This window comes from Aquicoccus sp. (assembly GCF_041686535.1).
In the GTDB taxonomy this organism is placed as follows: Bacteria; Pseudomonadota; Alphaproteobacteria; order Rhodobacterales; family Rhodobacteraceae; genus Aquicoccus.
On the sequence record NZ_JAWLDS010000007.1, the window covers coordinates 42,858 to 63,380 of the forward strand.

The 20,523-nt window shown below is 65.6% G+C and carries 22 protein-coding genes; 13 read left to right on the top strand and 9 right to left on the bottom strand.

What is annotated here, in order from left to right:
• Positions 1-212: 212 nt before the first annotated feature.
• The 3 genes from ACESL9_RS03110 (at position 213) to ACESL9_RS03120 (ending at position 3,028) form a co-directional block, all read left to right on the top strand.
• Entirely contained in the window at positions 213-902 is a 690-nt protein-coding gene (locus ACESL9_RS03110; protein WP_372614149.1) for a class I SAM-dependent methyltransferase, read from the top strand.
• A complete protein-coding gene (locus ACESL9_RS03115) occupies positions 899-1,507 on the top strand; it encodes a methyltransferase domain-containing protein (RefSeq protein WP_372614147.1) in 609 nt (202 codons plus the stop codon). The genes ACESL9_RS03110 and ACESL9_RS03115 overlap by 4 nt, the downstream gene beginning before the upstream one ends.
• Positions 1,508-1,765: 258 nt before the next feature.
• On the top strand, positions 1,766-3,028 hold the full coding sequence (locus ACESL9_RS03120) for an MgtC/SapB family protein (protein ID WP_372614145.1): 1,263 nt from the start codon (positions 1,766-1,768) through the stop codon (positions 3,026-3,028).
• A gap of 29 nt (positions 3,029-3,057) precedes the next feature.
• Here ACESL9_RS03120 and ACESL9_RS03125 read toward each other — a convergent pair whose 3' ends face one another.
• The 5 genes from ACESL9_RS03125 to ACESL9_RS03145 all read right to left on the bottom strand — a co-directional run bounded on the left by ACESL9_RS03125 (position 3,058) and on the right by ACESL9_RS03145 (position 6,938).
• Positions 3,058-3,291, bottom strand: coding sequence for a hypothetical protein (locus ACESL9_RS03125; protein ID WP_372614143.1), 234 nt, complete (start codon positions 3,289-3,291; stop codon positions 3,058-3,060).
• A gap of 3 nt (positions 3,292-3,294) precedes the next feature.
• Positions 3,295-4,005, bottom strand: a complete 711-nt coding sequence (locus tag ACESL9_RS03130) for an alpha/beta fold hydrolase (protein WP_372614141.1) — start codon at positions 4,003-4,005, stop codon at positions 3,295-3,297.
• Positions 4,006-4,233: 228 nt separating this feature from the next.
• Positions 4,234-4,659, bottom strand: coding sequence for a VOC family protein (locus ACESL9_RS03135; RefSeq protein ID WP_372674501.1), 426 nt, complete (start codon positions 4,657-4,659; stop codon positions 4,234-4,236).
• Positions 4,660-4,661: 2 nt separating this feature from the next.
• A complete protein-coding gene (locus ACESL9_RS03140; protein ID WP_372614139.1) occupies positions 4,662-5,411 on the bottom strand; it encodes an alpha/beta fold hydrolase in 750 nt (249 codons plus the stop codon).
• A gap of 9 nt (positions 5,412-5,420) precedes the next feature.
• Complete coding sequence (locus ACESL9_RS03145) at positions 5,421-6,938, bottom strand: class I adenylate-forming enzyme family protein (RefSeq protein WP_372614137.1); 1,518 nt, start codon at positions 6,936-6,938, stop codon at positions 5,421-5,423.
• Positions 6,939-7,282: 344 nt separating this feature from the next.
• Here ACESL9_RS03145 and ACESL9_RS03150 point away from each other — a divergent pair, with 344 nt between their 5' ends.
• Together ACESL9_RS03150 and ACESL9_RS03155 are read left to right on the top strand one after the other, a co-directional pair.
• Positions 7,283-7,789: an Lrp/AsnC family transcriptional regulator gene (locus ACESL9_RS03150; RefSeq protein ID WP_372614135.1), complete on the top strand. Its 507-nt coding sequence runs from the start codon at positions 7,283-7,285 to the stop codon at positions 7,787-7,789.
• A gap of 285 nt (positions 7,790-8,074) precedes the next feature.
• Entirely contained in the window at positions 8,075-9,244 is a 1,170-nt protein-coding gene (locus tag ACESL9_RS03155; protein ID WP_372614133.1) for a glycine cleavage T C-terminal barrel domain-containing protein, read from the top strand.
• Positions 9,245-9,303: 59 nt separating this feature from the next.
• Here the strand turns inward: ACESL9_RS03155 and ACESL9_RS03160 are convergent, their stop codons facing one another.
• Positions 9,304-10,488, bottom strand: a complete 1,185-nt coding sequence (locus ACESL9_RS03160) for an FAD-dependent monooxygenase (protein ID WP_372614131.1) — start codon at positions 10,486-10,488, stop codon at positions 9,304-9,306.
• A 72-nt stretch (positions 10,489-10,560) separates the two neighbouring features.
• Positions 10,561-10,983, bottom strand: a complete 423-nt coding sequence (dksA, locus tag ACESL9_RS03165) for an RNA polymerase-binding protein DksA (RefSeq protein WP_372614129.1) — start codon at positions 10,981-10,983, stop codon at positions 10,561-10,563.
• Positions 10,984-11,196: 213 nt separating this feature from the next.
• Between dksA and ACESL9_RS03170 the strand changes: the two genes are divergently transcribed.
• Entirely contained in the window at positions 11,197-12,036 is an 840-nt protein-coding gene (locus ACESL9_RS03170) for an AAA family ATPase (protein ID WP_372614127.1), read from the top strand.
• Positions 12,037-12,316: 280 nt separating this feature from the next.
• Here ACESL9_RS03170 and ACESL9_RS03175 read toward each other — a convergent pair whose 3' ends face one another.
• A complete protein-coding gene (locus ACESL9_RS03175) occupies positions 12,317-13,036 on the bottom strand; it encodes a DUF1223 domain-containing protein (RefSeq protein WP_372674495.1) in 720 nt (239 codons plus the stop codon).
• 261 nt (positions 13,037-13,297) lie between these two features.
• Between ACESL9_RS03175 and acnA the strand changes: the two genes are divergently transcribed.
• The 7 genes from acnA (at position 13,298) to ACESL9_RS03210 (ending at position 19,797) form a co-directional block, all read left to right on the top strand.
• The gene (acnA, locus tag ACESL9_RS03180) at positions 13,298-16,045 is read left to right on the top strand and encodes an aconitate hydratase AcnA (RefSeq protein ID WP_372614123.1); all 2,748 of its coding nucleotides are present in this window, start codon (positions 13,298-13,300) and stop codon (positions 16,043-16,045) included.
• A gap of 274 nt (positions 16,046-16,319) precedes the next feature.
• Positions 16,320-17,111: a tRNA (guanosine(37)-N1)-methyltransferase TrmD gene (gene trmD / locus ACESL9_RS03185; RefSeq protein WP_372614121.1), complete on the top strand. Its 792-nt coding sequence runs from the start codon at positions 16,320-16,322 to the stop codon at positions 17,109-17,111.
• Between the two features lie 272 nt (positions 17,112-17,383).
• Positions 17,384-17,761 carry a 50S ribosomal protein L19 gene (rplS, locus tag ACESL9_RS03190; protein ID WP_372614119.1) on the top strand — a complete coding sequence of 126 codons (378 nt, stop codon included), beginning with the start codon at positions 17,384-17,386 and terminating at the stop codon, positions 17,759-17,761.
• Between the two features lie 11 nt (positions 17,762-17,772).
• Entirely contained in the window at positions 17,773-17,994 is a 222-nt protein-coding gene (gene rpmE, locus ACESL9_RS03195) for a 50S ribosomal protein L31 (protein WP_372614117.1), read from the top strand.
• A gap of 130 nt (positions 17,995-18,124) precedes the next feature.
• On the top strand, positions 18,125-18,547 hold the full coding sequence (locus ACESL9_RS03200; RefSeq protein ID WP_372674496.1) for a carboxymuconolactone decarboxylase family protein: 423 nt from the start codon (positions 18,125-18,127) through the stop codon (positions 18,545-18,547).
• 100 nt (positions 18,548-18,647) lie between these two features.
• A complete protein-coding gene (aroQ, locus tag ACESL9_RS03205) occupies positions 18,648-19,103 on the top strand; it encodes a type II 3-dehydroquinate dehydratase (protein WP_372614113.1) in 456 nt (151 codons plus the stop codon).
• A gap of 4 nt (positions 19,104-19,107) precedes the next feature.
• On the top strand, positions 19,108-19,797 hold the full coding sequence (locus tag ACESL9_RS03210; RefSeq protein ID WP_372614111.1) for a DUF1045 domain-containing protein: 690 nt from the start codon (positions 19,108-19,110) through the stop codon (positions 19,795-19,797).
• 3 nt (positions 19,798-19,800) lie between these two features.
• Here the strand turns inward: ACESL9_RS03210 and ACESL9_RS03215 are convergent, their stop codons facing one another.
• Positions 19,801-20,523, bottom strand: coding sequence for an SDR family NAD(P)-dependent oxidoreductase (locus tag ACESL9_RS03215; protein WP_372614109.1), 723 nt, complete (start codon positions 20,521-20,523; stop codon positions 19,801-19,803).

Sequence of the window (20,523 nt, forward strand, 5' to 3'; positions counted from 1 at the left end):
CCTCGGATCACCTCGGCGAAAAGTGATAAGGCGCGGAATCTTCCGACCGCGGCCAGTCCTGCCCAGAAACCCGCCCCGGGCCTGCGAAAACGCAGCCCGGGCCGTTCAGGGCATGATCTTCGGTCATCGCGACCCGGGCCATTGACGCCACGGCCCGATCTCGTGCAAGCCCACGACAGGCCGAACACAGGCCGATCTACAGGTGGCGACGCATGAAATCCTTGACCGGCACAGGCCCCGAGACGGGCACGCCCTCCCTCCCCGCCTGCCCGGTCTGCAACGCTGCGGCCCTGCCGTTTCAGGTCATTGCGGGGCTACGCTATCTTCGCTGCCCCGACTGTCAGGCGCGCTTCCTCGCCCCGGACCATCACCCTGCGCCCGCGGCCGAGCGCGCGCATTACCTCACCCACGAGAACCACCCCGACGATCCCGACTATCGCCGCTTCATGGGCAAACTGGCCACGCCCCTGCTGGCCCGGCTGCCCGCCGGATCGCGCGGGCTCGATTATGGCTGCGGGCCCGGCCCGGCGCTGGCCGCCATGCTGCGCGAGGCCGGGCACGAGGTGGCGCTTTACGATCCGTTCTTTGCCCCCGATCCCGCGCCACTGAGCGACACCCATGATTTCGTGACCTGCACCGAGACGGCCGAGCATTTCCACCACCCGGCAGAAGAGTTCAGCCGCCTGCGCACGCTCGTGCGCCCGGGCGGCTGGCTGGCCATCATGACCTGCTTTCAGACCGATGACGACCGCTTTGCCAACTGGCGCTACCGCATGGACCCGACCCATGTCGTGTTCTATCGCGAAGCGACCTTCCGCCACCTTGCCCAAGGCTGGGGCTGGTCCTGCGATGTGCCCGTCAAGGACGTGGTGCTGATGCAACGGCCCGGGGCGCGCTCATGACTACATGGCACCACGAGGAACGGCTGCGCGCCGTGCAAGAGGCAGTCGCGCGGCTGGCGCCCGCGCGCATCGCCGATCTGGGCTGCGGCGACGGCGATCTCTTCCTGCGCCTCGCCGCCACGCCGTTCGAGGCGCTCATCGGCCTCGACATCTGCCAGGCGTCGCTTGACCGCCTGCGCGAGAGGCTCGCCAAAGTGACCGTCACCACCGCGCGGATCGAGCTGCGCCATGCCTCGATGACCGACCCGCATCCCGATCTTGCCGGCATCGACTGCGCGGTCCTGGTCGAGACCATCGAACATATCGACCCCGACCGGCTCTCCCGCCTCGAACAGGCGCTGTTTCACGCCATGCATCCCCGGGCCGTCGTCGTCACAACCCCCAATGCCGAGTTCAACCCCCTGCTCGGCGTGCCCGCGCATCGCTTCCGCCACCCCGATCACCGTTTCGAATGGACCCGCGCACGGTTCCGCCAATGGTGTCGGCGCGCGGCGCAATCGGCGGGCTATGACGTGGATTTTCACGACATAGCCGGCGCCCACCCCCGGCTTGGCGGCGCCAGCCAGATGGCTGTATTCAGAATCCGCGACCGGAATGATACCTGACCGGCTTGCGCGACGAACCCCCAGACCCGAAGCAAGACACATGAGCACCGCCAGGACCGAATAAGAAACCCGCCTCTCCGACGGCCTGGCGCGGATCGCCTGCACGATGCACAGGCTCGGCGTGATTTGCGTGGGCACGCCCGCGCCCTTCCCACCCGGTCGGGCAACGCTTGCGGCCTGATCACCATCGCGCATCCGGCCACGGCGCGCACCAGAATACGCTGGCAATCCCGCCCCCTGTTGCGCGATAACCGCCCCATGGATGAGCTTGACCTCTTTGCCCGTCTCGGGCTTGCGCTGGCCATCGGGCTGCTTTTCGGGCTCGAACGCGGCTGGCACGGACGCAAGGAGTCCGAAGGCGACCGGATCGCGGGGGTGCGCACCTTCGCGCTCACAGGGCTCTTGGGTGGCATCACCGGCTGGCTGACCACGCTCACCGGGCCGGTCCTGCTCGGCCTCACCCTGATCGGCGTCGCGATCCTGCTTGCAACCAGTTACTGGGCCCGGCTGCGCGACGATGACGATGTCGGCCTGACCACCGAGATCGCGATGCTGCTCGCCTTCGGTCTCGGCGCGGCCGCGGTGCTGGGCGAGATGGCCCCCGCGGCCGCAGCCGCGGTGATCGCCGCGCTCCTGCTGGCGCTGAAACCCATGCTCCACGGCTGGGTGCGCCAGATCGAACGCTTCGAACTCCACGCCCTGTTCAAGCTGGCGCTGATCTCGATCGTGGTCCTGCCGTTCCTGCCCGACCGGGGCTACGGCCCGGGCGAGGTGCTCAACCCGTTCGAGCTCTGGCGCGCGGTGGTTATCGTCGCGGGGCTTTCCTTCTTCGGCTACGTTGCCATCCGCATCGCGGGAACCCATGTCGGCATCCTTGCCACCGGCCTTTTCGGCGGGTTGGCCTCGTCGACATCCACGACCCTCGCGCTGGCGCGGCTGGTGCGCGCCCATGGCGGCTTTGCACCGCTCGCTGCCGCGGGTATCCTCGTCGCAGGATCGGTCACCTTCCTGCGTATCCTCATGCTCGTCGCGATCTTCGAACCGTCGCTCATCCTGCCGCTCACGCTGCCCATGGGGGTCATGGCCGCAACCGGCTTTCTGGGGGCGCTGGCCGTGCATCTGGGCACGGGTGGCGACAAACAGGCGCCCGATGGTCTCGAAGAGATCGCGAATCCCCTCGATCTGCGGGTGGCCCTCACCTTCGGCGCGCTGCTCGCGCTGGTGCTGCTCGGGGTGCATTACCTGCGCGAATGGCTCGGCACGGGCGGCGTGATGATGGCCGCGGCGCTTTCGGGGGTGACCGATGTCGATGCGCTGACGATCTCGGTTTCGCGGCTGGTCGGGGCCGATCTCGCCGCGACCAGCGGGGCAACCGCGATCTTCATCGCCGCCACCGTCAATACCGCCGTCAAGGGCGGCATCGCGCTCGTCGCGGGCGATGCGCGTCTTGGCCTTCGCGTCATCGCGGTCTACGCGGCGGTGATCGCGGCGGGGACGGCGGCGCTCTGGCTGGCGCCATAGGCATCCCCCCGCGCTACCGCACGATCACTTCAGTCCTTTCGGCCCTTCCACCAGCGCCAGATCGGCATCACGTCCGCCGCCGCCACCGCGAGGCCAAGCGGGAACATCCAGAATCCCACGATCGGCAGGAAGCCCAGGACACCACCGATCATGAGCAAAATCCCCGCCACCAGCCGCAGCCCGGGCGGGATATGCTTCTGGCTCCATTCATGCACCCGGCGGGCATATTCACGCGGCTTGCTGCGGTCATCCTTCCTTGACATCGGCTAATTGACACCGCCAGGCCGGGCCAGCCAGGCCGACAGTGCCGCATTCACCGCCTCGGGCTGTTCGAGCACCGGCGCATGGCCCGCATCCGCCACGATCTCGAGATGCGCATCGGGGATCAGCTCGGCCATGAAGGTATGGCGCTTGACCGGGGTCAGCCGGTCATGCTCGCCGCACAGCACCAGCGCGGGCACCCTGCACTTGCGCAGCACCGCCTGTTGGTCCCGGCGCCGTTGCAGCGCCCGCACCTGCCGCAGGAAAACCTCAGGCCCGAGGGCCTGCGCCATCTCGGCCATCAGCGCCATGACCTCGATCCGCCCCGGCCCGGGCGCGAAGGTCTCGGGCTTGAGAAACCCGCGCATCACCTCGTCCAGCTTGCCCGCCTTGACCCCCACGATCATCGGCTCGTACATCGCCGAGCTTTGCGGCGTCTCCGCCAGCGGGTTGGTATCCATCAACGCGATCCGCGTCACCCGGTCGGGCGCGCGGCGCAGCACCTCCATCGCGATGATGCCCCCCATCGAGAGCCCCGCCAGCGCGAATTTCTGCGGCGCCCCGTCAAGGATGGTCGAGGCCATCTCCTCGATCCGCTCGCCCTGCGTCGCACAGGCCACCGTGACCGAGCGTTCGCGGCTGAACGTCTCGATCTGCGGGGCATAGAGACGCGCGTCGCACATCATGCCCGGGATCAGGACCAGAGGCTCCTGCATGGGGGATTCCTTCCTTGTCAAACCAGCGCCCAACTTGGCACGCTCCCGCGCCGCGTCAACCGGCTTCGGCCGGTTCACGCCCACCCCCAGCCAAGCGCCGCACCGCGTCACATGCGGCGCGACATGCGCATCGCTCCCGGCTTCATCTTGCCCGAAATCCTCCGGGGGTGAAGGTGGCAAAATGCCCTGCATTTTGCACCGAGGAGGCAGCGCCCCCTTGCCCCGCCCTCAATAACCGCTCCAGCGAAATTCACCGCGCGCCGACAAGGGCGAAAACGGGTTCCACGCCACTTCCCAGACATGGCCATCGGGATCGGCGAAATACCCCACGACCCCGCCCCAGAACACATCGCCCGCCGCGCGCAACACCTCGGCCCCCGCGTCCCGCGCCGCCGCGATCACCTGCGACACCTCGTCCTTCTCGCGCACATTGAAGGCCAGCGTCGCCGCCCCGGTGCCCAGCCGCTCGACCGGCGCGCCCATATCCTCGGCCAGCTTTTCCAGCGGATAAAGCCCAAGGCTCTGCCCGATCAGATCGAACACCGCGATCCCGTCCGGGCTCTCCACCCGCTGCCAGCCCAGTGCCTCGTAAAATGCCACCGCCCGGGGCAGATCCCGCACGCCCAGCGTAATCAGCGATACCCTCTGTTCGATAGTCATGCCTCCGCCCGCTCCAGCACATCCGCAAGCGCCGCCTCTATCACGCCAAGGCAGGTCTCGTCGGAAAACCGGTGATCGGCATCCTTGACCAGCGTGAGGCGCATATCCGGCCCCTCGGCATGTTCGAGCAGCCGAACCGCCGTCTCGACCGATACCGCCGTGTCCGCCGTGCCCTGCAGGAACCGCACCGGAAAGGGCAGGTGCAAGGCCGTTCGCAACACCAGCCGCTCACGCCCGTCCTCGATCATGCGGCGGGTGATGACATAGGGCTCCATGTAATCGCTTGGCAGCTCCACATGCCCCACGCTTTCAAGCTGCGCCTTCTGCGCCGCGCTGAACCCGGCCCAGTATCCGTCCTCGGTGAAATCCGGCGCCGCGGCGATGGTCACCATCCCCGCGATCCGCTCGGGGCGCGCCCGCGCCAGCAGCAGCGCCTGCCAACCGCCCATGGATGAGCCCACCGGCACCACCTTCCCTTCGGTCAACGCATCCACCGCCGCCAGCGTGTCCTCGTGCCAGTCGCCGATGCACCCATCGGTGAACGCCCCCGAGCTCTGCCCATGCCCCGAATAGTCGAACCGCAGGAACGCACGCCCCGTGTGCCGCGCCCAGGCTTCGAGATGAAGCGCCTTGCTGCCCTCCATGTCGGATTTGAGCCCGCCACAGAACACCACGCAGGGGCCACGCCCCGCGATCCGGTGATAGGCCAGCCGCCGCCCCTGCGGCGTGTCGAGACTGTCATGCATGCCAACCCCCTATTGTGCGTCGATTTCCTCGGCGAAATGCTCCAGCAGGCCGGATTTCAGGATCTTGCCGGACGGCGCGGCCGGCAGCGCGTCGGTCACCACTATCCGCGCGGGCCGCTTGTAGGGCGCCAGCTGGTCCTTGAGATACGCCTTGAGCGCCGCCTCGGTCAGCCCGGTTTCGGGCCACGAGGTGACAAAAGCCACCACCTCCTCGTTGCCCCCCTCGACCCGGCGTCCCACCACCGCTGCCAGGATGACATCCGGGTGCTCGGTCAGCACCGCCTCGATCTCGGCCGGGTAGACGTTGAACCCAGAATGGATGATCAATTCCTTGGTGCGCCCCACGATATGCAGCCGCCCGTGCCGGTCGAACCGCCCCAGGTCACCCGAGCGCAACCACCCGTCCGACGTCATCGCCGTCGCCGTCGCCTCGGGATCGCGGAAATAGCCCAGCATCAGCTGTGGCCCGCCGATCTCGACCTCGCCGATCCCCTCGTCCGGGTTCGCCCCCGGCGCGTCGGTGTTCACCCGAACCTCGCTGTTCAGCATCGGCACCCCGACGGAATTGTCCGGGTCGCCCAGATCGTTCTTCGTGGCGCAGACCCCCGAGGCACTTTCGGTCAGCCCGTAACCGTTCTGCAACGCGACCCCGTAGAAATCCTCGGCCTCGCGCTTCCACGCCGGATCGAGCGGCGCGCCCCCCGAGGAGGTATAACGCAAGAGGCCCGCCTCGTAACGCTCCATCCCCTGCTTGCGCGCGTGATGGAAGAGTTGCGCATGCATTTGCGGCACCGCCGGCAGAACCGTGATATCGGTGCGCAACGCATCGTAAAGCCGCGCCACGTCGAACCGCGCCTCCAGCCGCACCGCGCCCTGCGACCGCGTGATCGCGAGGATCGTGGCCAGCCCGAAGACATGGCTCATCGGCAGCGCGAGATAGGTCACATCCTCGGCCACCAGGTCGCGCAAGTCCTCCGAGGCCGCGGCCGAATTGAGCATCGCGGCATGCGACAGCATCGCCCCCTTGGGCACACCGGTCGTCCCAGAGGTGTAAAGAAGGATCGCGATCTGGTGCTCGGGCGCCTCGTGCACCGGCTCGGGCGTCGTGCCCTCGCGCGACAGGATCGCCACCGTCCCGGTGGGAAGCGGCACCTCCTCGGCGCCCATCCGCTCGGCATGCTGGCGCGGGGCGGGGCCGGTCTCGACCGTCATCACCGCCGCCGCCGCCTCGGAATGGCGCAGGATGCGATCGATCTCGGGGTCGGTCAGCCGCGCATTCACCGGGCAGGCGATCGCATCCATCATCGAACAGCCATAGAGAAAGGCCACCATCGCCGCGCTGTTCTCCAGCACGATCACCACCCGGTCGCCCGGCTGCACGCCCCGCGCGATCAGCGCATCCCGCGCCGCCTCGGCCCCGGCCCGGATCGCAGCCCAGTCATAGCTCCTGTCGTCATGGTCGATGATCCCAAGCTCGCTTCCGCGCGCGCGCGCGGCCGCGTTCAACATCTGGTGTATGCGCTTCATCGGGGCCTCCCTTTGGCGTGATCCTGCCCTTTCACGCACGCGCTGTCACCCTTGCCATGCGGGCTTTTCGCAACGTCCGCGAAAAAATTCCGTCGCGCCGTGAAGCAAGGCGGCTTGGCGGCCCCCTTCAAGCCGCAATCGCGCGCCTCGGGCAGGAAGGCAACACCGGCCCGCGCTCCCGGGAAGGCCGGTTCGCGCCATGGATCACCTTGACGCTGTGATCCTTCAATGGGTCGCAAATCCGTCTGCACCTTCGGTGACCGGACTGTATGATACAATGGCCGACCGAAGCTCGTCTTTTTCCGAGCGGGACGCATACCGGTCAGTCGAAAGGGCATCAAGAGATGCGGGAACGAAAAGGGCTTGATCCGACGGATATTCGCATTCTCAGCGCCGTGCAAAAGCACGGCCAGTTGAGCAAGACCAGGCTGGCCGAGATCGTGAACCTGTCGCCGACCCCCTGCTGGGCACGCCTGACCCGGTTGCGCGAAGCGGGCTATATCCGCGGCTATCACGCCGATATCGCCCTTGAACGCGTGATCGACGCGACGCGGGTGGTCGTGACGGTCTCGCTGACGCATCATCGCAAGATCGAGTTCGACCGGTTCGAAACCTACATCCGGTCGGTGGACGAGATCATCAACTGTGTCGCGACGGGCGGGGGCATCGACTATGTCATGACGGTGGTCGCGCCCGACCTGTCGGCCTTCCAGGCCCTGATGGACGACCTGTTGTCGGCGGACCTCGCGATCGACCGCTACATGACCTATTTCGCGACGCGCCTGATCAAGGCCGAACAGCCCAACCTTGCCAAGCTTGTCGCGAAAAACGGATCGAAAAGCGGATCATAGGCGTTTCGCCCTATACCTGAGACAGGGATATGGCGGAACGCAGCGCATCATGTCAGCATCATGTCAGCAAAGCGCACGTTCCGCGAAAAGCTGTGATTCAGGTTTTTCGCGGAACGCTTTAGCTCGACAAGTCCGTTTGGTCCTCCAACATCCGAAACGAGGCCCGTGCGGTCTGCGAATCGCCCATTTTTCAGGCCGCGCGCCGAAGGAACAGGCATTATGTTTCCCTGGGAGACGACGCAGCCCCGGGCCGGGCCCGGGTTGCAGGTTAGGGAGGATGAACCGATGCAGTCCCAAGATTTTGGCTTTGGCACTCAAATCCGCAAATCGCCGTACTTTGATGCGACGGTGCGCTGGGGGGCACAGGGGTTTTCGGTTTACAACCACATGTATATCCCGCGCGATTTCGGCGATCCGGAACAGAATTTCTGGAACCTCGTGAACGATGCGATCCTCTGTGACGTGGCCGTGGAACGGCAGGTCGAGATCACCGGCCCCGATGCCGCGAAATTCACCCAGATGCTGACCCCGCGCGACCTGTCGAACATGGCGGTGGGTCAGTGCAAATATGTCCTGATCACCAATGCCGAGGGCGGCCTGCTCAACGATCCGATCCTGCTCAGGCTGGGGGAAAACCATTTCTGGCTGTCGCTGGCCGATAGCGACATCCTGCTCTGGGCACAGGGCGTGGCGGTGCATTCGGGCATGGATGTTTCCATCTCCGAACCGGATGTCTCGCCGCTGCAATTGCAGGGCCCGAAATCGGGCGAGATCATGCAGGCGCTCTTTGGCGACGAGATCATGGACCTGCGGTATTACTGGTTCCGCGAGATGGAGCTGGACGGCATCCCGCTGATCGTTTCGCGCACCGGATGGTCCAGCGAACTGGGCTATGAAATCTACCTGCGCGATTCGACCTATGGCGATGCGCTTTGGGAACGGATCATGGCCGTGGGCATGCCCTTTGGCCTCAAGCCCGGCCATACCTCGACCATTCGCCGGATCGAGGGCGGAATGCTGTCCTATCACGCCGATGCGGATATCCACACCAACCCCTTCGAACTGGGGCTCGACCGGCTGGTGAACCTCGACATGGAGGCCGACTTCATCGGCAAGTTCGCCCTGCAACGCATCCGCGACAACGGCATCACCCGCAAGCAGGTGGGTCTGATCATCGACGGCGCGCCGCTGACCGGGCCGAACACGGCCTTCTGGACGATCAACCGAGAGGGCGAAACCGTGGGCAAGGTGACCTCGGCGGTCTACTCGCCGCGCCTGCAAAAGAACATCGCTCTGGCGATGGTCACGGTCGAGGCCGCCGAGCTTGGCACCGAGCTGGAGGTTCGGACGCGGTCGGGGGAAAGCACCGCCACGGTCGTGGAGCGCCCTTTCTTCGACCCGCGCAAGAAACTGGCCGCTGACGCGGCGCCCAAACCCCTCCAGGTCAACGCATAAGGGCGGACCGATGCCTGAACCGTGCGGTCGCGCTGCCCTTGCGGCGCGGCCCTCGCGGGTCAGCCCAGGGTCACGTCATGGCGGTAAAGCCAGTCGAACCGGCGCAGCATCATGTCCGGGCGAATCCGCCCCGATAACCGCAGAACGTTATGCGCCACGAACCGAAGCGGCGGGAATTTCATGTGATATTTCCATGCGTTGTCCGTAGCGGTGTTGACCACCCGCTGAACCCGCGCAAAGCGGCGCTGGCGATAGTCCGCCAGCCCCGCGCGCAGGCCATCGGCCCGCGCCAACGCATCGGCCAGAACCCAGGCATCCTCGATCGCCATCACCGCACCCTGCGCCATGAACGGCAGCGTCGGATGCACCGCATCGCCCAGCAGAACGATGCTTTCGCCGTGCCAGGTTCCAGCGACCTCGTGCCGAAACAGCCCCCACAGGTGACAGGTCTCGACCCGTTTCAGCATTTCCTGCACCGGGGCACCGAACTCGGCGAAGGCCGCGCGCAGGTTGTCCGGCTCGTCCCGCTGGCTCCAGCTTTCGGCGACCCAGCCGCGGCGTTCCTCGACCGCCACCAGGTTGATCATCGATTCGCCGCGCAGCGGATAGCTCACCACATGGCGCCCCGGGCCCATATGCACACGGCTGACCGGCCCCAGCCCCAGGTCGTTGGGAATGACCGCCCGCCAGGCCACATGCCCGGTAAAGAACGGTGAGTCCGCCCCGTTGAGAACCGCCCGCAGCCGCGAATGCACCCCGTCCGCACCGATCACGAGGTCGGCCCGCCGCTCGCCCCCGTCCGAGAGCGTCACCACCGGCGCGGGTCCGTCCCGAACATCCGCCACCTCGGCGCCCAGCTCGATCTCGACCCCGGCCGCCCGCGCGCCCGACTCAAGCACCCCGATGAGATCGGCCCGGTGCACCTGGTAATAGGCCCCGTCAAGCGCGCTGAGGTCGAGCCGCGTGACCTCACGGCCCTGATGGTCGCAAAGCTGCACGGCGCGGCCCCGCACCGCCCCCGCGGCCACCAGCGCCTCCTCCTGCCCCAGCGCGCGCAGCACCACCGCCCCGTTGGGGCTCACCTGAATCCCGGCCCCGACCTCCCTGATCGCCTCGGCCTGCTCCAGGACCTTGACCCGCGCGCCGCGCCGCGCCAGCGCAATCGCCAGCGTCAGCCCGCCGATCCCGCCCCCCACGACAAGGGCGCGCAACCCGTCCAAACGTGCCTTTGTCATTTCGCTCATGCCACCACCGTCCTACGAAAAACGCCGGAGCGAAAGCCCCGGCGCCGGTCGTTCCACACCCGTCGGATGCGCTCAGTCGTCGCGGTGCACCTTTTCACGACGCTCGTGGCGCTCCTGCGCCTCAAGGCTCATCGTCGCGATGGGGCGCGCATCGAGGCGCTTGATGCTGATCGGGTCACCGGTCACTTCGCAATAGCCGTATTCGCCCTCTTCGATCCGGCGCAACGCGGCGTCGATCTTGGCCACGAGCTTGCGCTGACGGTCACGGGTGCGCAACTCCAGCGCCCGGTCGGTCTCTTCGCTGGCGCGGTCGGCCACGTCGGGAATATTCCGCGTGCTGGCCTGGAGCCCCTCGATCGTATCACGGCTCTCTCCGAGAAGCTCCAACCGCCAGGCGAGCAACTTCCTGCGGAAGTATTCAAGCTGACGGTCATTCATGAATGGCTCGTCCTCGGCAGGACGGTAATCGTCGGGCAGAAAGACTTCCACTTTCATCTCCGCTCCCTCAATTTCGCCAAGATCGGACATTGCTCTCCCTCTTGCGCTTGCCTCTTACCGATCCTCCGGAGGATTGTCACTACCCCAAAACCTCTTTCCACGTCTTTCTCGATTTTCACTTTGGTTAGAAAGGGCTGGCAGTACGTTGCGGTCATATTGCGTCTCCTTTAGGGTGCCGTGCGAAACCTACTCACAACGGATGACGCGCCGATGAAATTCGAAGGTACCCAATCTTATGTCGCCACCGACGACCTCAAGGTCGCGGTCAATGCCGCGGTCACGCTCGAACGCCCGCTTCTCGTCAAGGGCGAACCCGGCACCGGCAAGACCGAGCTGGCCCGACAGGTCGCACAGGCGCTGGGCCTGCGAATGATCGAATGGAACATCAAGTCCACGACCAAGGCGCAGCAGGGGCTTTACGAATACGATGCCGTCTCCCGCCTGCGCGACAGCCAGCTCGGCGACGAACGCGTGCATGACGTGCGCAATTACATCAAGCGCGGCAAGCTCTGGGACGCTTTCGATTCGGAGGACAAGGTGGTCCTTCTGATCGACGAGATCGACAAGGCCGACATCGAGTTTCCCAACGACCTGTTGCAGGAACTCGACCGGATGGAATTCCATGTCTACGAGACCGGCGAGACGATCCGCGCCCGCCAGCGCCCGATCGTGATCATCACCTCGAACAACGAGAAGGAACTTCCCGACGCCTTCCTGCGCCGCTGTTTCTTCCACTACATCCGCTTTCCCGATCACGACACGATGCGCGCCATCGTCGATGTCCATCACCCCGGGCTCAAGGAACAGCTCCTGACCACCGCGCTCACGCAATTCTACGAGCTGCGCGAAACCCCGGGACTCAAGAAGAAGCCGTCAACGTCCGAAGTGCTCGACTGGCTCAAGCTCCTGCTGGCCGAGGATCTCGACGCCGAGGACCTCAAGCGTGACGGCAAGAATGCCCTGCCCAGGCTGCATGGCGCGCTCCTCAAGAACGAACAGGACGTGCACCTGTTCGAACGGCTGGCCTTCATGGCCCGGTCGCAACGGTAAGGGCCGCGGGTCCCGTCACGGCTTCATGCGCGCGCCACGGGCCCAGGACCTGATCAAGGGCATCTTGCGAATGGGATGACTGACACCCGACGAGAGGGCCGCACTGGGCCACGGTCGGGTGCTCACGACATCGGCGTGGGGCAGTTGCTCCTGCAACGTCATCCATTGCCCGAAGCGGCGCGCACCCTCTCACTCAATAGCACCCGGCCGGGGGCGGCTGCGCCGCTGTTCCGGCCGGGGATGATTTCGACAGGGTGCAACACACCCCGGAATCAGCTTCTCAGTCCACCCGAGCCGCCGCCGCGATCGGGCCGATTCCATGATCATCCATCCGCTGGACGATCACCGCCGCCTTCAGCCCCTGTTCGAGCGGCGCGCGCATCTCCAGGTCGGACTTGCCATCCCATTCGCCCAGCCGGGTCCAGTGCCGTGCGACATTGGCATAGACATAGCGATTCCCGGCGTTCTCACCCTTCTTGATCTTCACCTCTTCGCGTGGCGAATACTGCACAAGCTGCACCAGCATCGGCTCCGCCACGCGCGCCGCGCCACGAATGACGACCTCGCCATCCTCGCGGCGGACCCGCAGGGTCACATCCTCCCGGTCCTGCGCCCCGTGCTGCGCGATCAGGTCGCTCACATCCATCGGGTGATTGCCCACCACGTGGTCCTGCCCCTGGATCACCATCTGCGGCGTATAGACCGATCGCCGCCCCGCGACCCTGGCATAGGATTTCTGCCGCTTGGAGAATTTTTCCTGGCCGAACACGTCCTTCCAGCCGATGTAATCCCAGTAATCCACGTGCAGGCTCAGCGCCAGCACGCCGTCGCGCCCGGCCAGATCATGCAGGAAGGCGTCGGCGGGCGGACAGCTCGAACAGCCCTGGCTCGTGAACAGTTCGACCACGACAAGGCCCGCGGCCGCATCGTCGTCACCGGCCAGGGCGACGCCCCCGGCGAGGGCCATCCACGTGACCGCGATCCATCGCCAAAGCCGCATCATATCGACCTGATTCCTTCCGAGTGTCCCCAAGATCCATCCGGTGATACGCAAAGCGCGACGAAATAACCAATCAAGGTTTTGCGAGAGTAGCGCGATCTGCGCCCGGCCTCCGAACCGCCGGTCCACGAACCGATAGCGCGATTGCAAATCGGTGTGCAATAGTATACAATTCGCCAACACCCCTCTTGAAACCGTTTCAAGCATCGGCCACAAGCAGCCCGACCAAGGTTAAACCGTTTTCCCCAGGGAGAGACAGCAATGCCCATCACCGTTGGACAGGACACCGCCAAGACCCGCAAGACCCTCAAGGTCGGCGATCAATCGGTCGCCTATTACTCGATCGCCGCCGCCGAGGCCGCCGGCCTGGGCGATTTCTCGCGCCTGCCCGCCGCGCTCAAGGTGGTGCTCGAAAACATGCTGCGCTTCGAGGACGGCAAGACCGTCACCGTGGACGACATCAAGGCGTTCTCCGAATGGGCCGAGAACGGCGGCCGCGCCAACCGCGAACTGGCCTACCGCCCGGCCCGCGTTCTGATGCAGGATTTCACCGGCGTCCCGGCGGTTGTCGACCTGGCCGCGATGCGCGACGGTATCAAGGCGCTGGGCGGCGACGCGCAGAAGATCAACCCGCTCAACCCCGTTGACCTCGTGATCGACCACTCGGTGATGATCGACGAGTTCGGCAACCCCCGCGCCTTCCAGATGAACGTGGACCGCGAGTACGAGCGCAACATGGAACGCTACCAGTTCCTCAAATGGGGCCAGAGCGCGTTCAACAATTTCCGCGTCGTGCCGCCGGGCACCGGCATCTGCCACCAGGTCAACCTCGAATACCTCGCCCAGACCGTCTGGACCGACGAGGACCAGTCGGGCGAGACGGTGGCCTACCCCGACACGCTCGTCGGCACCGACAGCCACACCACCATGATCAATGGCGTCGCCGTTCTGGGCTGGGGCGTCGGCGGGATCGAGGCCGAGGCCGCGATGCTGGGCCAGCCGATTTCGATGCTCATCCCCGAGGTCGTGGGTTTCAAGCTGACCGGTGCGATGATGGAAGGCACCACCGGCACCGACCTCGTGCTCAAGGTCGTGGAAATGCTGCGCGCCAAGGGCGTGGTGGGCAAGTTCGTCGAATTCTACGGCCCCGGCCTCGACCACCTGCCGCTCGCCGACCGCGCCACCATCGCCAACATGGCTCCCGAATACGGCGCCACCTGCGGTTTCTTCCCCGTCGATGACGAGACCCTGCGCTACCTGCGCCAGACCGGCCGCGACGAGGACCGCATCGCCCTGGTCGAAGCCTATGCCAAGGAAAACGGCTTCTGGCGCACCCCCGATTACGACCCGGTCTATTCCGACACGCTCGAACTCGACATGGGCGAGATCGTGCCCGCCATCTCTGGGCCGAAACGCCCGCAGGATTACACCCCGCTCGACAAGGCCGCACGCGCCTTTTTCGACGTGGTTTCGGAATACCGCGGAGAGGATGAAGGCGCTGCCGCCAATGACATGGCCGCCGAAGGCCCCACGCCCGACGCCCTGATCGACCCGCGCAAATCCGTGAAGGTCGAGGGCGAGGATTACACGCTGCGCGATGGCTCGGTCGTGATCGCCTCGATCACCTCCTGCACCAACACCTCGAACCCCTACGTGATGATCGGCGCGGGGCTGGTGGCAAGAAAGGCGCGCGAACTCGGCCTCGATCGCAAGCCCTGGGTCAAGACCTCGCTCGCACCCGGCAGCCAGGTGGTGACCCAGTACCTGGACGCCGCCGGCCTGTCCGAGGATCTCGACGCCATCGGCTTCAACCTCGTGGGCTATGGCTGCACCACCTGTATCGGCAATTCCGGCCCGCTCCAGCCCGAAATCTCCAAGGCAATCTCCGAGGCCGATCTCATCGCCACCTCGGTGCTCTCGGGCAACCGCAACTTCGAGGGCCGGATCAGCCCTGATGTGCGTGCCAACTACCTGGCCAGCCCACCGCTCGTGGTGGCCTATGCGCTGGCCGGCGACATGAACATCGACCTTGCCAACGAACCGCTGGCCCAGACCCCGGACGGCAAGGATGTCTATCTCAAGGATATCTGGCCCAGCCAGAAGGAAATCGCCGAACTGGTCGAGAAAACCGTCACCCGCGAGGCGTTCCAGTCGAAATACGCCGATGTCTTCAAGGGCGACGAGAAATGGCAGGAGGTCGAAACCTCGGGCGACGAGACCTATGACTGGCCCGCCACCTCGACCTATATCCAGAACCCGCCCTATTTCCAGGGCATGGGCGCCGATCCCGGCACCATCTCGAATATCGAGGGCGCCGGCATCCTCGCCATTCTGGGCGACATGGTGACGACCGACCACATCAGCCCCGCGGGCAGCTTCAAACCCGACACGCCCGCCGGCCAGTACCTCACCGAACGCCAGGTGCCGGTGTCCGAGTTCAACTCCTACGGCTCGCGCCGCGGCAACCACGAGGTGATGATGCGCGGCACCTTCGCCAATATCCGCATCAAGAACGAGATGCTGCACGGCGTCGAAGGCGGCTATACCAAGGGCCCGGACGGCAAGCAGACCTCGATCTTCGATGCCGCCATGGCCTGGGCCGAAAAGGGCCGCCCGCTCGTCGTCTTTGGCGGCGAACAATATGGCGCGGGTTCCTCGCGCGACTGGGCGGCCAAGGGCACCGCGCTTCTCGGTGTCAAGGCCGTGATCGCCGAGAACTTCGAGCGCATCCACCGCTCGAACCTCGTCGGCATGGGGGTGATCCCGTTTGAGTTCACCAGCGGCGACACCCGCAAGACGCTGGGCCTCACCGGCGAGGAGAGCGTCTCGATCAAGGGGCTCGACACGATCACCCCGCAGGCCGAAGTGCCCTGCGAGATCACCTATGCCGATGGCAGCGTGAAAGAGATCACGCTCAAGTGCCGGATCGATACCGCGATCGAGATCGAATATATCGAACATGGCGGCGTGCTGCATTACGTGCTGCGCAACCTCGCCAAGTCTGCCTGAAGCGGACCGTTCGAAAATCCTGCACCCTCCGGCCCTGCGGCCCGGGGGGCGCGCGTTTTCCTTTTGAGTATTTTTGGCAAGATGAAGCCCCATGCGGGCGCTCCGTTAACCCGTGCCTCGCCATTTGACGCTGCAACGCGGCGGTGCACGCAGGGCAGCCGGGCGGCAGCTGGGGATCACCCCCCGATCTTTCGCGGAAAACCCGCGTTAACCTTGCAGAGCGCCACGTTGACTGGTTGTTTGCATGGCGCGCGCTTTGCCCTATGAGATGCGCATGACCGACCGCCCCAGATCCCATGGCCGCAAGTCCATCGCCCCCAGCGCGGCGCCGCGCGACCTGATGCAGGAAAACCGCCTGGCCCATGCCTGGACGGCGCAGGTCATCACCCTGTTTCCCAACGCTTTTCCCGGTGTCCTGGGCGAAAGCCTGACCGGCCGCGCGCTCAAGGACGGGCTGTGGCAGCTCGACGCGATCGACCTGCGTCCCTTCGGCATCGGCAAGCATCGCAACGTCGATGACACGCCCGCGGGCGGCGGCGCAGGCATGGTGCTGCGCGCCGACGTGCTCTCGGCGGCCATCGAACATGCCCGAAGACAGGCCCGCAACCCCTTGAAACTCATCTACCTTTCGCCACGCGGGCGGCGCTTTGACCAGGCCATGGCGCGCGAATTTGCCGCCCTTCCCGGGCTCACCCTGCTTTGTGGGCGTTTCGAAGGGGTCGACCAGCGGGTGCTCGATCATTACGCCATCGAAGAGGTGAGCCTCGGCGATTTCGTCCTGACCGGGGGCGAGTTGGCCGCGCAGGCCGTGATCGACGCCACGGTGCGGCTCTTGCCGGGCGTCCTCGGCAATGCCGCCAGCACCGAAGAAGAAAGCTTTTCCAACGGCTTGCTGGAACATCCTCAGTTCACCCGACCGGCCGAATGGCAGGGCCGCGCGATCCCCGATGTGCTGATGTCGGGCAACCATGGCGAGATCGCGAAATGGCGCCGCGCGCAATCCGAGGCGCTGACCCGCCAGCGCCGCCCCGATCTCTGGGCCGCGCGGGACAAGGGCAAGGGCTGAGCCCGCGCCATTAACCCTTGCGAAAAAGGCCCGCGCGCACTATACGGACGCAGATCCGGGAATCGGCGCAGCCCTTTTCCCGGGTTTTCGTTTTCGCCCCTCCCGGCGCCCGGGTGCTTCCCCGACCCCGCCCGCGGCAAGAACGAGCCGGACAAGAAACGTTGACCTGACCTGCGGCGGGCGCAACCCGCGGACCCGATCGAAGACCGCAGCTCTGAGGCACGAACCACCTTTGCGGAAGAAAACCGCAAGCATTTGAAGGAGTTAGGTCAATGGACCTGATCGCACAGATCGAGGCCGAGCAAATCGCCTCGCTGGGGAAAGATATCCCCGATTTCAAGGCCGGCGACACGATTCGCGTCGGCTACAAGGTGACCGAAGGCACCCGCACCCGGGTGCAGAACTACGAAGGCGTCTGCATCAGCCGCAAGAATGGCGGCGGGATCGCCGGATCGTTCACCGTCCGCAAGATTTCCTTTGGTGAAGGCGTCGAGCGCGTGTTCCCGCTCTATTCGACCAATATCGAGTCGATCCAGGTGATCCGCCGCGGCCGTGTCCGCCGCGCCAAGCTCTATTACCTGCGCGCCCGCCGCGGCAAATCCGCCCGGATCGCCGAAGACAACACCTACAAGCCCAAGACCAAAGCGTAAGGGGACCCGGCATGAAAAAAGATATCCACCCCGATTACCACTTCATCGACGTCAAGATGACCGATGGCACCGTGGTCAAGATGCGCTCCACCTGGGGCGCCGAGGGCGACACGCTCTCGCTCGACGTGGACCCGTCCGTGCACCCGGCCTGGACCGGGGGCGGCACCCGCCTGATGGACGCCGGCGGCCGTGTCTCCAAGTTCAAGAAGAAATACGAAGGTCTTGGTTTCTAAGACTTTTACCCAAACAGAACAACCTGCCGCCGCCGGGATCCCGGCGGCGGTTTGCTGTTGCCCCCTTTGACAAGCGGCATGATTTGATCCCCTATGGCGGGCATGTCTCAACCATCGAAGGGAATTCACGATGTCGACCCTGCCGCTGCTCTCCGACGACGATCTCAGCCCCGAGGCCCGCGCTGTCTTCGACGACATCCGCGCCACGCGGCAGACTGAATATGTCAACAATTTCTGGCGCGCACTCGCCCATGACCCCGCGCAACTGGCCGCGGTCTGGGGACGGGTCAAGCAGGTGATGGGCCCCGGCGCGCTCGATCCGCTGACCAAGGAAATGATCTACATCGCTGTTTCCGCTGCCAATTCCTGTGCCTATTGCGCCCATTCCCACGCCGCCGGCGCCCGCGCCAAGGGCATGTCGGACGAGATGTATGCCGAGCTTCTGGCGGTGATCGGGCTGGCCAGCCAGACCAACGCGCTCGCCAATGCGATTCAGGTTCCGGTGGACGAGGCGTTCAAGGCCGACCAGCCGGCGCTTCGCGAAGGGCACTGACGCGGGGTGATCACATCGGGAAAAAGACCGCCGGCAGGCGACTTGCCACGGATCGCCCCGAAGGGCCATAAGGGGCCACGCCAGCCAAGGACATGCCCCCATGACACGCCCCGAGAACCACACCGTTCATATCCTCAACGGCCCCAATCTCAACCTCCTGGGCAAGCGCGAACCCGGGATCTACGGCGCGCGCACGCTGGCCGACATCGAGACCGACAGCATCGCGCTCGGCCGCGATCTGGGGCTGGAGGTGGCCTTGTTCCAGTCGAACCACGAGGGCGGGATCGTCGATCAGATCCAAGCCGCCCGCGACGCGGCGGCGGGCCTTATCATCAACCCCGCGGCCTATACGCATACATCCGTCGCCATCCTCGACGCGCTCAACATGTTCGACGGCCCGGTGATCGAGGTCCATATCAGCCAGGTGCACAAGCGCGAGAGCTTCCGCCATCACTCCTATGTCAGCCTTCGGGCCGATGCGGTCATCGCCGGCTGCGGCACGCAAGGCTACATGCTCGCCCTGCGGCACATGGCCGAATTGCTCAAGACCGCGTAACCGGATGCCCACCTTTCGCCGATACGCCATCTATTTCGCACCCGAACCCGGCCCGCTCGCCGATTTCGGCGCATCCTGGCTTGGCTGGGACGCGGTGGCGGGTGCCCCCCGCCCACATCCCGAACTGCCCGGCCTGCCCCGGCCCGCGTCGGAACTCACCGCGACGCCCCGCAAATACGGCCTTCATGCCACGCTCAAACCACCCTTCCGCATCGCCGAAACAAGCGACGCGGGCGCGCTCGAGGCCGATCTCGCCGCGCTTGCAAACACGCTCGCCCCGGCCAGCGCCGAGGGGCTGGAGGTCTCGCGGATCGGCCGTTTCCTCGCCCTCACCCTGCGCGGCGACCCGACCGGGATTGCCCATGTCGCGGGCGAGGCCGTGCGACGCCTCGATCACCACCGCGCACCACCAACCGACGTGGAACTGGCCCGCCGCCAAAAGGCGCGACTTTCCGCGAAACAGCAGGGCTATCTCGAAACGTGGGGTTACCCGTATGTTTTCGACGCCTTCCGCTTTCACATCACCCTGAGCGGCCCCCTGCCCGACGACATGGTTGAGCCGGTCCGAATGACATTGCAAACCGCGTTTGCCCCGCACCTGCCCGCGCCGTTTCATCTGCGCGAGCTTTGCCTTTTCGGCGAGAACGACAAGGGCCGCTTCCACCTTGTCTCGCGTCACGATCTGACGGGGTAAAGCCTAGAAAAGGCGCAGGAAAAGTGATCGGGGCAGGAACCGCCCCGCCCGGAACAGCCACGAGAAAACCCGCGGAAAAGAGGTCGCGAACCGCCCGGATTTCATCGCGTGCACCACGCGGCGCGCGGCTTCGTCCGGCTCCATGAGGAAGGGCATGGCAAAGCTGTTCTTGTCGGTCAGGCGCGTGCGGATGAAGCCCGGGTTGATCTGTTGCACCCGCACGCCGGTCCCGCGCAGATCGGCCTGCATGTTCTCGGCCAGGTGCATCACCGCGGCCTTGCTCGCCCCGTATCCGATCGCGCCGGGGAGCCCGGTGAACCCGGCGAGCGACCCGATCAGCACCAGATGCCCGCGCCCACGCGCCGCCATAGCGGGCGCCACGTGGCCCAGCACGCGCACCGCCCCCATGAAATTCACTTCGCACATCGCCTCGACGGCCTCCGGCTTCCATTCCGCGACGCTCAGCGGCTCATAAAACCCCGCGCAATAGATCATACCGTCCACCTCGCCCGCCGCCGCCACCGCATCGCGCACCGAGGCCGGATCGGACACATCCATCGGCACGACCCGCACCGTCCCTCCAATCTCTTCGGCAAGACTGTCGAGCCGACCGGCCGACCGCGCCGACAGGACAAGCCGCGCACCAGCCTGGTCCAATTCATGCGCCAGCGCCCGGCCCAGCCCTTCGCTCGCCCCGATGATCCAGAATGTGCGCCCCGCGATCAT

What these genes read in the sequence shown, in the direction of transcription:
- ACESL9_RS03140 (WP_372614139.1), bottom strand. Translation starts at nt 5,411, where the DNA reads ATGCATGACAGTCTCGACACGCCGCAGGGGCGGCGGCTGGCCTATCAC.
- ACESL9_RS03160 (WP_372614131.1), bottom strand. Translation starts at nt 10,488, where the DNA reads ATGAGCGAAATGACAAAGGCACGTTTGGACGGGTTGCGCGCCCTTGTC.
- ACESL9_RS03170 (WP_372614127.1), top strand. Translation starts at nt 11,197, where the DNA reads ATGAAATTCGAAGGTACCCAATCTTATGTCGCCACCGACGACCTCAAG.
- ACESL9_RS03200 (WP_372674496.1), top strand. Translation starts at nt 18,125, where the DNA reads ATGTCGACCCTGCCGCTGCTCTCCGACGACGATCTCAGCCCCGAGGCC.
- ACESL9_RS03215 (WP_372614109.1), bottom strand. Translation starts at nt 20,523, where the DNA reads ATGATCGCGGGGCGCACATTCTGGATCATCGGGGCGAGCGAAGGGCTG.
- ACESL9_RS03210 (WP_372614111.1), top strand. Translation starts at nt 19,108, where the DNA reads ATGCCCACCTTTCGCCGATACGCCATCTATTTCGCACCCGAACCCGGC.
- ACESL9_RS03145 (WP_372614137.1), bottom strand. Translation starts at nt 6,938, where the DNA reads ATGAAGCGCATACACCAGATGTTGAACGCGGCCGCGCGCGCGCGCGGA.
- dksA (WP_372614129.1), bottom strand. Translation starts at nt 10,983, where the DNA reads ATGAAAGTGGAAGTCTTTCTGCCCGACGATTACCGTCCTGCCGAGGAC.
- rplS (WP_372614119.1), top strand. Translation starts at nt 17,384, where the DNA reads ATGGACCTGATCGCACAGATCGAGGCCGAGCAAATCGCCTCGCTGGGG.
- rpmE (WP_372614117.1), top strand. Translation starts at nt 17,773, where the DNA reads ATGAAAAAAGATATCCACCCCGATTACCACTTCATCGACGTCAAGATG.
- ACESL9_RS03125 (WP_372614143.1), bottom strand. Translation starts at nt 3,291, where the DNA reads ATGTCAAGGAAGGATGACCGCAGCAAGCCGCGTGAATATGCCCGCCGG.
- ACESL9_RS03130 (WP_372614141.1), bottom strand. Translation starts at nt 4,005, where the DNA reads ATGCAGGAGCCTCTGGTCCTGATCCCGGGCATGATGTGCGACGCGCGT.
- acnA (WP_372614123.1), top strand. Translation starts at nt 13,298, where the DNA reads ATGCCCATCACCGTTGGACAGGACACCGCCAAGACCCGCAAGACCCTC.
- ACESL9_RS03175 (WP_372674495.1), bottom strand. Translation starts at nt 13,036, where the DNA reads ATGCGGCTTTGGCGATGGATCGCGGTCACGTGGATGGCCCTCGCCGGG.
- ACESL9_RS03115 (WP_372614147.1), top strand. Translation starts at nt 899, where the DNA reads ATGACTACATGGCACCACGAGGAACGGCTGCGCGCCGTGCAAGAGGCA.
- ACESL9_RS03110 (WP_372614149.1), top strand. Translation starts at nt 213, where the DNA reads ATGAAATCCTTGACCGGCACAGGCCCCGAGACGGGCACGCCCTCCCTC.
- ACESL9_RS03120 (WP_372614145.1), top strand. Translation starts at nt 1,766, where the DNA reads ATGGATGAGCTTGACCTCTTTGCCCGTCTCGGGCTTGCGCTGGCCATC.
- ACESL9_RS03155 (WP_372614133.1), top strand. Translation starts at nt 8,075, where the DNA reads ATGCAGTCCCAAGATTTTGGCTTTGGCACTCAAATCCGCAAATCGCCG.
- trmD (WP_372614121.1), top strand. Translation starts at nt 16,320, where the DNA reads ATGACCGACCGCCCCAGATCCCATGGCCGCAAGTCCATCGCCCCCAGC.
- ACESL9_RS03150 (WP_372614135.1), top strand. Translation starts at nt 7,283, where the DNA reads ATGCGGGAACGAAAAGGGCTTGATCCGACGGATATTCGCATTCTCAGC.
- aroQ (WP_372614113.1), top strand. Translation starts at nt 18,648, where the DNA reads ATGACACGCCCCGAGAACCACACCGTTCATATCCTCAACGGCCCCAAT.